A 12,309-nucleotide genomic window follows, 5' to 3' on the forward strand; every position below is an offset into this window, starting at 1 on the left:
ATGATTTTATGCATGACTATCGTTTAAATATAAGTCTTCACAGCGTATCTTGTGTCTTGTCAAAAACGATAAAATCGCTACTGTAATTTGAAGATAAAAATTTCCGGCTGTGAGGCGAAACGTATTTAAAAAAATGTTATCATAAAATGGACTTTTAAAAATAGGAGGATCTTTCATGAAAAGAATTATCGCTTTAGTTTCAGCAATCGCTCTTGTGATACTCGGTCTCGGCACGTCGTTTATGACATCGCTGTGGGCGAGTGACTGGCAGGATATGTTCGATGACTTTTCAGATTCAGGAGCACCGATTTCCCAGGTGCTTGAAGAAGGGGATGCAGGCAGTAAAATTGCCGTCGTAAATTTTGATGGCGTGATTCAGGATACAGGTTCTATGGGCGGCGGAATGTTCGCGACAGAAGGTTACGACCACCCGATGACAATCCAAGCCTTAAAGGATATTGCAGCTGATGATACATACAGTGCAGTATTACTGAATGTCAATTCGCCTGGCGGCGGTGTCTTTGAAAGTGCGGAGATACATAAGTATTTAATGGAAATTAAAGAAAGCGGCAAGACAATTTACAGTTCAATGGGGAATATGGCAGCGTCCGGCGGCTACTACGTATCTGCACCGGCTGATCAGATTTTCGCCACTGATGAAACAATAACAGGTTCAATCGGTGTTATTATGCAGAGCATGAACTACAGTGAACTTGCTGAAAACTTCGGCATTTCTTTCGATGTGTATAAGAGCGGCAAAATGAAAGATATGATGTCCGCTTCACGCGAAGCTACTGAAGAAGAGCAGGATTACCTGCAGAGCATTGTCGATACGATGTTCCAGGATTTTGTTGATGTGGTAGCTGAAGGCCGCGGCATGTCAGAAGAAAAGGTAAGAGAGCTTGCTGACGGCAGAATTTACCTCGGCGGCGAAGCAATTGAAAATGGGCTGGTTGACCAGGAAGGCTACTTTGACGATGCACTGGCTGCCTTGAAAGAAGAAATCGGCGGGACACCGCAGGTAGTTGAATTCGGCGGCGCTCAAATGACGTCATTCCCGTTCGGTGTTAAAGTCCAGAACGCTCTTGAAAGTATTACCGGCGGCGGAGAAGTTAAAATGGTCCAGGAACTGATTAACAACCGTCAGGGTGCCGAACCGATGTATCTATATGAATAAGGAGGGGTATCGATGGAAGAAACTAACGGAATTGTAAGAAAAGATACCGATTATATCCAGCAGCTGGAATATATGACCCACGCTGCCTTTTTCCCGAGATTCGTCGGCTATCTTATAGATATTATCGTCCTTTGGGCTGTGGCTCAGCTGACAATCGTGCCGGTTCTGACTATGCTCGGTGTGAGAGATGTCTTTTTCGGCATCGAAGCATTGTCGCTTGAAAATATCTCGACGACACTCTTGTATTTTATCTACTTTACTCTGATGACTTACTTCTTTAAGCAGACACTCGGCAAAATGATATTAGGCATCAGCGTTATTTCTTCAAAAGGAAAGAAACTGACTTTTTCTCAGGTGTTTTTCAGGGAAACAGTCGGCAGAATCATTTCGAATACTTTATTGTATTTACCATACCTTGCAGTGCTGTTTACCGATTCAAAAATCGGACTGCATGACTTTATCGCTGACACGTACGCGGTGAATAATAAGTACAAGGCTTACGGTGATGCTATTAAAAGTGAAATGACTCCGGAGAATGCACAGAAGCTGCAGGAGAAAGAAGAATTCAGCACTGCATCAAAACGCAACTTCTAATAGAACCCGATGTTAAGTAATTGAAGCGGCGGAGAGTATATAATATAATCAGGTAACTAGGACTATCCTAAATGGATAGTCCATATTTTTTTAAAGAGGGATATATATGGCGAAAACTACGATGGAACAAGTATATGAAGAACTGAATACCAGAATAAATGAGATTGTTAAAAAAGATGAAAAACCAAGACTGGAAGCACTTGCTGAAAGCCTGCTGCAGGTACATGCAGCAGGTTCTTTAAGCGACCTCAGAAAAGCTTTTCAGTTTTCCTATTTGAACCAGGTCAAAGAAGAGCCGGTGCAGAGCAACCACCAGCTGACACCGGACGCGATCGGCTACCTCGTTGCGCATATTATCGATTTATTTACTGCAGGCAAAGAAACTGAACTGCTCGATATCGGCAGCGGCACAGGGCACCTTGCGATGACAGTAAAAGAAATGGTAGATAATGTAAACCTGTCGGGGGTTGAAGTTGATCCGGCACTCGCGGAAATTAACGCAAACCTGTGCGAATTTTTAAAAGTGCCGATGTATATCCATCCTCAAAACGTCATTGAACCGAGCAGAATTCCGTCAGGTGATATCGCGATTGGCGACCTGCCTGTAGGGTATTACCCGCTGCCTGCTGCAAATTACAAGACAGCATTTGAAGAAGGTCAGAGCTATGCGCATCTATTAATGCTTGAAGCGGGCATGAATTTAGTGAAAAACGACGGTCTTGGGGTCTTTATCGTACCGTCGAATATGCTGGAAGAAAATAATGACACGATTAAAAAATATATTTCTGAAGATGCGACACTGCTGATGTTTTTAAATCTGCCGGCAACGATTTTCAAAACTGAAAAGCAGAGAAAATCAATTATTGTACTGAAGAAAGGTTTCTCGCCTCTTATTAATAATGAAGTATTAATCGGTGATGTGCCAGATTTTAAAAATGCTGCGAAAATGCAGGAATTTTTACGTCAGCTGAACGACTGGTATGAACAGTACAGCGGAAAGCAGTGATAACACCATGACAAAAATACTTGCGATAAATGCCGGCAGTTCGTCTTTTAAGTTCGAGCTCTTTAATATGCCTGAGGAAACTGAAATTGCACGCGGGCTGGTTGAACGCATTGGTCTTTCCGGCGGGAAATTCACCTTGAACAGCGAAGGCGGCCGCGAAATAATTGAAAGAGATTTTAAAAATCATAAAGAAGCAGTTAACGTGATGCTGGAAACTCTAGTGGATAAAAAAATTATCCAATCAATCGAAGATATTGACGGTACCGGCCACCGTGTAGTGCACGGCGGAGAAACATTTACCGATGCCGTTGTTATCGATGAAGCAGTTACGAGAGAAATCGAGAAGCTGTCTGAATTTGCGCCGCTTCATAACCCGGCTAACCTCATGGGGATTCAAGCGATGATGGAGCTGCTGCCTGACGTGACTCATGTCGCAGTATTTGATACATCCTTCCATCAGACGATGCCGGAAAGTTCTTATCTGTACAGTCTGCCTTATAAGTACTATAAAGACTACCGCATCCGTAAATTCGGCTTCCACGGCACGAGTCATAAATATGTGACGAATCGTGCCGGCGAGCTGTTAAAACGTCCGCTTCAGGAACTGCGTCTGATCAGCTGCCACCTCGGTAACGGAGCGAGTATCGCTGCAGTTAAAGCAGGCGAGTCACTGGACACGTCGATGGGCTTTACCCCGCTCGCTGGTGTGACGATGGGAACGCGCTCGGGTAACATCGACCCGTCGCTCATCCCTTACATAATGGAAAAAACCGATAAAAGTGCAGTGGAAGTGCTGAACGTGCTGAACAAAGAATCCGGTCTGCTTGGTGTCAGCGGATTTTCAAGCGATTTAAGAGACATTACTGAAGAAGCGAAAAATGGCAATGAACGCGCTGAACTGGCCTTAGAAGTATTCAGCTCGAGCATCCATAAATATATGGGCTCCTATGCTGCCCGCATGGGCGGTGTGGATGCGATAATATTTACAGCGGGTGTCGGGGAAAACTCTGCGCTGATCCGTGAAAAAGTATTGGACAGCCTCGAATTTATGGGAGTTTATCTGGATAAAAAAACGAACAATGAAACCGTCGGTATTGAAGCGACAATCAGTCATTCCTATTCACCGGTTAAGGTGCTGGTAATTCCTACGGATGAAGAAGTGATGATAGCAAGAGAAGTCTTAAGAAAGATAGCTTAGTACGAAGGGCTAGAAATATACATTGTGAAATTTTCATTTGACGCTTTCATCGGATAATGATGGAGGCGTTTTTATATCTTTAAAAAGAAAAAAAGCTCATGCCCGCTTGAAACACCTCTTGGATATCTCAAGCAGACACGAGCTCTGCCTAAAGTTAATTTTACTAAATATATTTTAAGTATTCAAGTAATGACATGCAGTTCAAAGGAAGATGCTAAAAATAAAGGATGAGATGAACTTATGTTTGAAGCTGTAAGACTGACTAATCAAATACTAAATGAATTAGGATGTTCTGAAGTAAACGATGTTGAAATTGAACCATTGAATATTGAGTATGAAAGCTGTCTTTTTTATATAGATCAAAAGAAGTACAGAAGCAGAAGAGCGAAAAAGACAACAAATAAAAAAGGTTATTTTACTGTCTTTTGGATAAAAGACGATAATAATAAAAATCGGCCGTACAATTGGGAGGAAACTCCCGGGAAAATAATAATTACTGTTATAGACGGGAATAAAAAAGGCCAATTTATATTTCCGAAGGTAGTTTTAGCGGAAAGAAATATTATTACAACAGATGATAAGAAAGGCAAGATGGCTTTAAGAGTTTATCCGCCCTTTGAAACCTCACTGAATAAAACAGCTGAACAGACTCAGAAATGGCAAAGTGACTATTTTATTGATTTGACGGATAGTATTAATAAAACGAAATTTAGTGAGTTATACTAAAAATAAAAGAAAAGGTGATTTTTATCATGAAAATCAGAGCGCTCGAAGAAACGGATTTGGAGTTTATCCATCAGCTGAATAATGAATATTCGATTATGTCCTACTGGTTTGAAGAACCGTATGAATCGTTAAGTGAATTAAAATATTTATACGAAAAACATCTCACCGACGATGATGAGAGAAGGTTTGTCATTGAGGATGACGGGATACTGGCGGGAATTGTCGAGCTGGTTGAAATCAACTACATCCACAGAAACTGTGAAATCCAAATTATCGTGCAGCCGGAATTTAACGGCAGAGGCTATGCGAAATTTGCGTTCCGGGAATGTCTTTCATACGCCTTCGATATTTTGAATATGCACAAAGTCTATCTGTATGTAGATACGGACAATGAAAAAGCAGCTCATATTTACAAAAAGAGCGGTTTTACGATAGAAGGAACTTTAAAAGAACAATTTTATACTAAAGGCGAATATCAGGACGCCTATCTGATGGGGCTGTTAAAACGCAATTGGCACCGGGGAGACTAAACAGTTCTTATGGACTGTTTTTTTAATTCGGAAAAATAGGGTATAGAATAAGAGATAATGCTAAATTGTTTAGACAGGAGTGTAAGTATGCTTGTAGTAATAGATGTTCAAAATGACACTTTTGATGAAAGAGGGAGCAACTTTGCGGAATGGTCCAAGGTCATTGAAGAGGGTGTTGCAAAAAGAATTGACCAGTCAATAGAGAATAACGAATCCATTATCTATACAAAAAATTTGTATCCCGATTTTGAATACGATGAACGCTCCGCAGAATCCATTCATTTTGATGAAGCGATATATCCGAAATTCTACACACGGCTTGAGGATTACGGTGACGAATACACGAAAACTTTTTACGGCATTCCGCCGAACCATGCGCAGAATATATATGAGAACTATAAAGATGAAGTCGAGACGAACCAGACCATTGAATTTATCGGTGTCGAAACAAACGTCTGTGTCCTCGCAAATATTATGGTGATTCAAAATATTTTCCCGGAAGCGAATATTACGGTGAATAAAAAACTTGTGGCTGCAGCAAGCGATGATCTGCACGATAAAACACTTGAGGTACTGTCGAATATGAATGTATTTGTAGTGGAATAAAGACTCGGGACAATGAATGTTCTGAGTTTTTTGTTTTATGGGAAGTTAAGGAGGTGTTGGATGCCCATGTAGCTTGGACAAGGGCATTTAAATGGTGTTGGATTCCCATGTGGTTTTGACGTGGGCAATTAAAAGGCGATGGATATCCACCTAACTTGAACATGGGCACCCAACCAGCAAAAGTATCTCAACGCACATAATAAAAGAGGATATCGCTCCGATATTCTCTTGAAACACTATTTATTTCTCTCGGCTTTTATCTTCTCAACGCCTTCACGCACGAGTGGTGCAACTTTTTCGCCAAACAGCTCAATCGTTTTAAGCACCTGCTCGTGCGGCATTGTACCGACCGGTGTCTGAAGTGTAAAGCGCTCAACGCCCATATGTTCATATAAGGCGATAATTTTTCTTGCCACAGTTTCGGGACTGCCGACATATAAAGCGCCTTCCGGATCGCACATATTATCGAAGGCTTCTCTCGTATACTGTCCCCAGCCGCGCTCGCGGCCGAGCTTTGTCATCGAACTTGAAATAGCTGGAAAGAACAAATCGCGTGCTTCACCGTCTGTATCCCAAATGAATCCGTGTGAGTTTGTTGCGACTTTCAGTTTGCTTTTATCGTGTCCTGCTGCTTCACCGATTTGACGGTAAAAGTCGGCGATTCTTGCAAACTGAAAAGGGCTGCCGCCGATTATCGCGAGGACTAAAGGCAGTCCGAGTTCCCCGGCGCGTTTAGCGGATTGCGGTGTACCGCCGCTTGCAATCCAAATCGGAATTTCATCCTGCACTGGTTTTGGGAAAATCTCAGCATTTTCTAAAGCCGTTCTGTGCGTTCCGGACCAGTTAATCTTCCCGCCTTTTTGCAGAGTCAGGAGCAGATCCAGCTTTTCATTAAACAGTGTATCGTAATCGTTTAAATTATAGCCGAACAGCGGGAACGATTCGATAAACGATCCGCGTCCTGCCATTATTTCAGCACGGCCGCCTGAAATTCCGTCTAAAGTCGAAAAACGTTCATAAACGCGTACCGGATCATCCGAAGACAGAACGGTCACACCGCTAGACAGACGGATATTTTTAGACACTGCTGCGCCCGCTGCGAGTACAACATCCGGTGCACTGACTGCATAATCATTTCTGTGATGTTCCCCGATTGAAAACACATCGAGACCGGCGCGGTCAGCTGCTTCTATTTCGCGCACGAGTTCCTGCAAGCGTTCTGCATGGGATATTGTTTTTCCGGTTTGAGGATCAAAAACCGCATCTCCAAACGTATTAATTCCAAGTTCCATAAGTAACCTCCGGTTATAAATTTGAATTCAGTGTAGCTGATATTCTTCAAATAAAAAAGTAATGAGCTCGAAAGCCCATTACTTTAATGTAAAACATTCAATTTAACATTAGCGGTTTTGTTCAATGAATTCTTCAGTCGCTACCATAGGCTCAAAGTCCGTAGGTAATGTTTCAGTGCGGACAACCAACACGTCACATTTAGCATTTCTTACAATGGCTTCAGAAACCGAACCGATAATAAAACGTTCTACAGCGTTCAAACCAGTCGATCCGCAGGCGATTAAGTCTGCGCCGATTTTTTCTACGGCTTTTTTAGGAATGATTGATTTAGGTGAACCATAGTCGATGATTTTCTCTACATGTTCAACACCTTTATCTAATGCGACTTTCTCATATCCGTCCAGCAATTTTTGAGCAAACTCGTTGGCACGTGCTGAAATTGAACGGTCGTACGCTTCAACAGACGCGAAAGAGCGAGTATCGATAACGTTGATAATAGAAAGTTTCGCGTTGTTACGTTTCGCAGCTTCGACTGCTTTCTGGAATGCCCATTCTGCTTCGTGTGATCCGTCTACTGCAACTAGGATGTTTTGATATTGTAACATTTAAAATCAACTCCATTTCCTCTTCTTAGTTATATTATACCACATGTATGCGCTAACAAAACTTTAAATATTGAGACAATTGTAGACCAAATTGTGACTTATTGTGATACAATATATTTGTTTGAATAAAGGGGGATTTGGAAATGATTATTGGTATACCGAAAGAAGTAAAAAACAATGAAAACAGAGTCGGTTTAACACCGGGCGGCGTTTATGCTTTCGTGCAGGCCGGACATACTGTCCGCGTAGAAAAAAATGCAGGCAGCGGTTCATATTTTGAAGATGAAGCATACCTTGAAATGGGTGCAGAAATCGTCGCTACTGCAGCTGAAGCCTGGGATTCAGAAATGGTCGTAAAAGTAAAAGAACCATTAGCCGAGGAATTCGATCTTATTAAAGAAGAGTCTATTTTGTTTACATACTTGCACCTTGCTCCGGAAGAAGCTTTAACTCAAGTGCTTGTCGATAAAAAAGTAACGGCAATTGCCTATGAAACGATTCAGCTGCCGGACGGTTCGCTGCCGCTTCTGGCGCCGATGAGTGAAGTCGCTGGACGCATGGCACCGCAGGTCGGCGCTGAGCATCTGAAAAGCATCAACGGCGGAAAAGGTATTCTTCTCAGCGGAGTTCCGGGGGTAGAAAAAGCTAAAGTGACTATCGTCGGCGGGGGAGCTGCAGGTACGAATGCTGCTAAAATGGCAGTCGGCCTCGGTGCGGACGTAACAATTTTAGACTTGAATCCAAAACGCTTAAGAGAACTCGATGACTTATTCGGTCCGCGCGTACAGACATTAATGTCAACGCCTTTAAATATTAAAGACTCCGTAGAATCGAGTGATTTAGTAATTGGTGCAGTATTAATTCCGGGAGCGAGAGCACCGAAACTTGTCACTGAGGAAATGATTAAAAATATGGCGCCGGGCTCTGTAATCGTCGATATCGCAATCGATCAGGGCGGTATTTTTGAAACGACTGATAAGATTACAACCCATGATGACCCGACCTATGTGAAACACGGTGTCATTCATTATGCAGTAGCAAACATGCCGGGAGCTGTACCGCGTACATCAACAAACGCACTGACAAACGCCACGCTTCAGTACGGACTTTTGATTGCCAATAACGGCTACAAAGAAGCACTCGTTAAAAACCCTGTTATTGCAGGCGGATTTAACACCTTCCAGGGTTACGTAACTTATGAAGCAGTTGCAGAAGCTCAAAACCGAGAGTACGTCAGCATTCACGATTTACTGAAATAAAATAAGGAATGGCAGCCCTTTGCGGCTGCCATTTTTATTTTGAAATAAGATTCGTTGTCGATTCAATAAAGTCCATTCACTAGAAAAAACACTTTATTTATCAACTACAGCAACATCAAACGGGATACTTTTCTTTAAATCCTCGAGCTGTTCAGTCCGGACCAGCGGAATAATCGACAGCCGCTTCTTCACATGCATTTTTAATTTCGCAAGAGGCTGAAGTTCTTTAAAGTTTCTAATATCAATCTCCCGGAGGTCGTAAATCACCCCGGAGACGTCATGATCGATAAAAATCTCGGCGAGACGGCTGTGCAAAAAGTAGGGAACTTTCGTAAAGGACGGCCCGATGATAAAGTGCTTGTTCCTGATTTCATTCGACAGCGTTTCGAGAAGCGCCGTATCCACATCGTGGAAGTCGCGTGTAAATATCTGGTCGACAATAAAACCGTCGGCTGCAGTTTCTCCGCGTATCGTTTCGATCAGTGTATTTTCAATCATGAAGCTATTCGTCTCATGGAAGTTGTTTATCGCTATATAAATTTCGCCGGCTGGTGTAAGCGCGCGCTGCATGGCCGGCAGTGTTAAATTCGGTGTGTTAAAGTCAGGGTAGGCAAAGAGTACAGCGTCAGCTCCCATACTGAGTGCATGTGTTAAATAAATATGTTTCATCGTATCGTCTCCTTATATGCAAAATGTCATTTTGATGATTATTAAAATGTATTTACGGGAATAGACTATTATTAATAATTTTAGACAGGAGTGGTAATTTTGACTGTAAAATTTCATGGACACGCGGTGCTTTCGTTCAATAATAATGACACAGATGTCATTATCGACCCGTTTATTAACGGCAACGATTTAACAGATTTAACGGTTGAGAACATTAAAGCTGATTATATTATACTAACACACGGCCACAATGACCATGTGGGAGATACAATTGAAATCGCTAAAAGTAATAACGCAACAGTAATCGCACCTGTAGAACTCGCGGCTTATGCAGAAGCACAAGGCGTGGAAAATACTGTCGGCATGAATGTCGGCGGGGAAGGCGAGTACGACTTCGGTAAAGTGAAATTCGTTCACGCATTCCACACGTCAAGCTATACAGATGGCGAAGGCGTAACCCATTACACAGGTGAGCCAATGGGCTTAATTTTAACAATTAACAATAAGAAAGTTTACGTTACAGGCGACACCGGTCTGTTCGGCGATATGGAACTCATTGCTAAAAGAAATGGACCGATTGATGTATGTTTTATTCCAATCGGCGACCACTTTACTATGGGCATCGACGATGCGGCTTACGCAATTAACGAACTGATTAAACCGACGATTGCTGTGCCGGTGCACTTCGATACCTTCCCGCCGATTAAGCAGGATCCTGAAGAATTTAAAAATAAAGTCAACACGGTTTGCCAGGTGCTAAAACCGGGCGAAGCAGTTCAGTACTCATAGAAAGATGAAGGAAACTCTCTGTGCAGAGTTTCCTTTTTTCTTTTATACACAAAGATTATTCGTGCTATGATAAATTTAACGGGAAATAAAGAAATTGGGTGAAGACATGTCGAAACATGAAGATATATTAAAATACATAAGAGGACTCAGAGAGGGCAGCAGTTTATCCGTCAGACAAATCTCAGGCTATATGGGCGTCTCTCTAGGCACGAGCTACCGTGCGATTAAACAGGCTGAGCAGGACGGTCTTGTGAAGACGGTGGAGAGAGTCGGCACCTTCCGCATCGTCCAGCGCGAAGTGAAAAGCCACGGTAAAATTATGTTCAGGGAAGTCAATCGCGTAATCCAGGGAACCGTTCTTTCCGGAGATAACTACCTTGATAAAGAGATTTCTAGAATATTAATCGGGGCGATGCAGACGGAAGATCTCGTAAAATATTTAGAACCGAACGGTCTGTTAATCGTCGGCAACCGTGAGAAGTCCCAGCGGAAGGCACTGGAAAATGGTGTTGGCTTATTAATTACCGGCGGTTTCGGCACCGGGGAAGAAATCCTGAAACTGGCAGAAGAAAAACAGCTGCCGGTTATTTCCACGACTCACGACTCGTTTACATGTGCATCGATTATACACAGGGAAGTGTACAGCCTGTCATTGTCGCAGAACATTGTTACAGCCGGCAGCCTGATGGTAAAACAGGAGCAGTATACAATTGATATAAATGAACTCGGAAAGGAAATTCATCCAGAAGATAAAAACATGATTCTCTTAAACGGCAACCGTTTCGTCGGAGCCATCCGTTCGAAATATCTCGATGAAATGACGAAGGATAACTATACTTCTTATCTGCTGCCGGATTACAGTGCAGAAGAGGATACGACGCTCCTGTCCCTCCGGCAGATTATGAGCTGGCATCAGCTGAATATAATTCCGGTGGTGGAGTCCGGTGATTACAGAGGCATCGTCCACCGGAGAGAAGTGTTTAAAAATATATCATCGAGAAACTTAAAATCGGGCATGTCGACAGATCAGCTGATCGACAGGGAAATTAAAATCGACAGCAATAAAATCAATATCCGAGTCATGCCGTTTATGGCGGACGAATACGGTTCGCTGTCGCAGGCAAACTTTATGCGCCTCGCGGAGCGTTTAATACTCGTTGTGCTTCAGGAGAATGATATTCACAGCTATCACATCGATACTTACAACATCATGAACTTTAAAATTGTACAGCTATATCAGGAAATAGAACTGACCGGTGAAATTATCGACCGGGGCGAGCAGTTTATCCGTCTGGAAATCATCCTCAACGTTCAGGGAACTGCATATTCCAAGGCGACCTTCATGATTCAGCATTTCAACGAAAAATAAAAAACATCCTGCTGTAAAATTTACAGCGGGATGCTTTTCTATGTATTGCTTTTATTTTTTGCGTTTGGCTTTGTTCGCTTTCATCGCTTCAAACTCTTTCCATGCCTGCTCTTCAATGGGCAGATTTTCCGTGAAGTATTTCCGCGCTTTATTAAAGTAAAACAGCTGGTAGGCACCGAGCAGCACGAACAGGCCGCCGATTAAATAAGCAACGGCAGTGTGGAACTGGACTATTGAGTTCAAACCGAACGCGATGAGAAACAGGGCAAGCCATATTCTCGCAATACTGTTATAATACGCGCCTCTGACGTCGCGGATTGTCCGTATCTTTCTGACTTTGAAAACCACAAAAAGAATAAAGGTAAAGACAATCGCTGTGACGAGAAATGACACGGCAAGCGTGTACAAGAATTCCATACGTTACAACTCCAATCTCTAATGTAGTATAATTGATTGATGAATGTAAGTAAATTAATATTGAGGAGTTT

At 42.6% G+C, this 12,309-nt stretch carries 14 protein-coding genes; 10 read left to right on the top strand and 4 right to left on the bottom strand.

Annotated elements, in window-relative coordinates; genetic code table 11:
• Positions 1–175: 175 nt before the first annotated feature.
• From sppA to DFR63_RS02315, 7 genes are all read left to right on the top strand, one after another.
• Entirely contained in the window at positions 176–1,177 is a 1,002-nt protein-coding gene (sppA, locus tag DFR63_RS02285) for a signal peptide peptidase SppA (protein ID WP_115884127.1), read from the top strand.
• A gap of 12 nt (positions 1,178–1,189) precedes the next feature.
• On the top strand, positions 1,190–1,771 hold the full coding sequence (locus DFR63_RS02290; protein WP_115884128.1) for an RDD family protein: 582 nt from the start codon (positions 1,190–1,192) through the stop codon (positions 1,769–1,771).
• A 106-nt stretch (positions 1,772–1,877) separates the two neighbouring features.
• A complete protein-coding gene (locus tag DFR63_RS02295) occupies positions 1,878–2,777 on the top strand; it encodes a class I SAM-dependent methyltransferase (protein WP_115884129.1) in 900 nt (299 codons plus the stop codon).
• A 7-nt stretch (positions 2,778–2,784) separates the two neighbouring features.
• Positions 2,785–3,975: an acetate kinase gene (locus DFR63_RS02300; RefSeq protein WP_115884721.1), complete on the top strand. Its 1,191-nt coding sequence runs from the start codon at positions 2,785–2,787 to the stop codon at positions 3,973–3,975.
• A gap of 240 nt (positions 3,976–4,215) precedes the next feature.
• Complete coding sequence (locus tag DFR63_RS02305; RefSeq protein ID WP_115884130.1) at positions 4,216–4,701, top strand: MepB family protein; 486 nt, start codon at positions 4,216–4,218, stop codon at positions 4,699–4,701.
• Between the two features lie 26 nt (positions 4,702–4,727).
• Complete coding sequence (locus DFR63_RS02310; RefSeq protein ID WP_115884131.1) at positions 4,728–5,231, top strand: GNAT family N-acetyltransferase; 504 nt, start codon at positions 4,728–4,730, stop codon at positions 5,229–5,231.
• An 87-nt stretch (positions 5,232–5,318) separates the two neighbouring features.
• Positions 5,319–5,837, top strand: coding sequence for a cysteine hydrolase family protein (locus DFR63_RS02315; protein WP_115884132.1), 519 nt, complete (start codon positions 5,319–5,321; stop codon positions 5,835–5,837).
• Between the two features lie 236 nt (positions 5,838–6,073).
• On the opposite strand, the gene DFR63_RS02320 is transcribed toward DFR63_RS02315, so the two are convergent.
• Positions 6,074–7,129: an LLM class flavin-dependent oxidoreductase gene (locus tag DFR63_RS02320; protein ID WP_115884133.1), complete on the bottom strand. Its 1,056-nt coding sequence runs from the start codon at positions 7,127–7,129 to the stop codon at positions 6,074–6,076.
• Between the two features lie 108 nt (positions 7,130–7,237).
• Positions 7,238–7,735 carry a universal stress protein gene (locus DFR63_RS02325; RefSeq protein WP_115884134.1) on the bottom strand — a complete coding sequence of 166 codons (498 nt, stop codon included), beginning with the start codon at positions 7,733–7,735 and terminating at the stop codon, positions 7,238–7,240.
• A gap of 143 nt (positions 7,736–7,878) precedes the next feature.
• Here DFR63_RS02325 and ald point away from each other — a divergent pair, with 143 nt between their 5' ends.
• Positions 7,879–8,994: an alanine dehydrogenase gene (ald, locus tag DFR63_RS02330; RefSeq protein WP_115884135.1), complete on the top strand. Its 1,116-nt coding sequence runs from the start codon at positions 7,879–7,881 to the stop codon at positions 8,992–8,994.
• Positions 8,995–9,087: 93 nt separating this feature from the next.
• Here ald and DFR63_RS02335 read toward each other — a convergent pair whose 3' ends face one another.
• Complete coding sequence (locus DFR63_RS02335; RefSeq protein ID WP_115884136.1) at positions 9,088–9,663, bottom strand: hypothetical protein; 576 nt, start codon at positions 9,661–9,663, stop codon at positions 9,088–9,090.
• 99 nt (positions 9,664–9,762) lie between these two features.
• On the opposite strand from DFR63_RS02335, the gene DFR63_RS02340 reads away from it, so the two are divergent.
• Together DFR63_RS02340 and DFR63_RS02345 are read left to right on the top strand one after the other, a co-directional pair.
• Complete coding sequence (locus DFR63_RS02340; RefSeq protein ID WP_115884137.1) at positions 9,763–10,452, top strand: metal-dependent hydrolase; 690 nt, start codon at positions 9,763–9,765, stop codon at positions 10,450–10,452.
• A gap of 106 nt (positions 10,453–10,558) precedes the next feature.
• Entirely contained in the window at positions 10,559–11,821 is a 1,263-nt protein-coding gene (locus DFR63_RS02345) for a DRTGG domain-containing protein (protein ID WP_115884724.1), read from the top strand.
• 51 nt (positions 11,822–11,872) lie between these two features.
• On the opposite strand, the gene DFR63_RS02350 is transcribed toward DFR63_RS02345, so the two are convergent.
• Positions 11,873–12,238: a YtpI family protein gene (locus tag DFR63_RS02350; RefSeq protein ID WP_115884138.1), complete on the bottom strand. Its 366-nt coding sequence runs from the start codon at positions 12,236–12,238 to the stop codon at positions 11,873–11,875.
• Positions 12,239–12,309 lie beyond the last annotated feature (71 nt).

Source organism: Jeotgalicoccus halotolerans, from assembly GCF_003387165.1.
Classification (GTDB): Bacteria; Bacillota; Bacilli; order Staphylococcales; family Salinicoccaceae; genus Jeotgalicoccus; species Jeotgalicoccus halotolerans.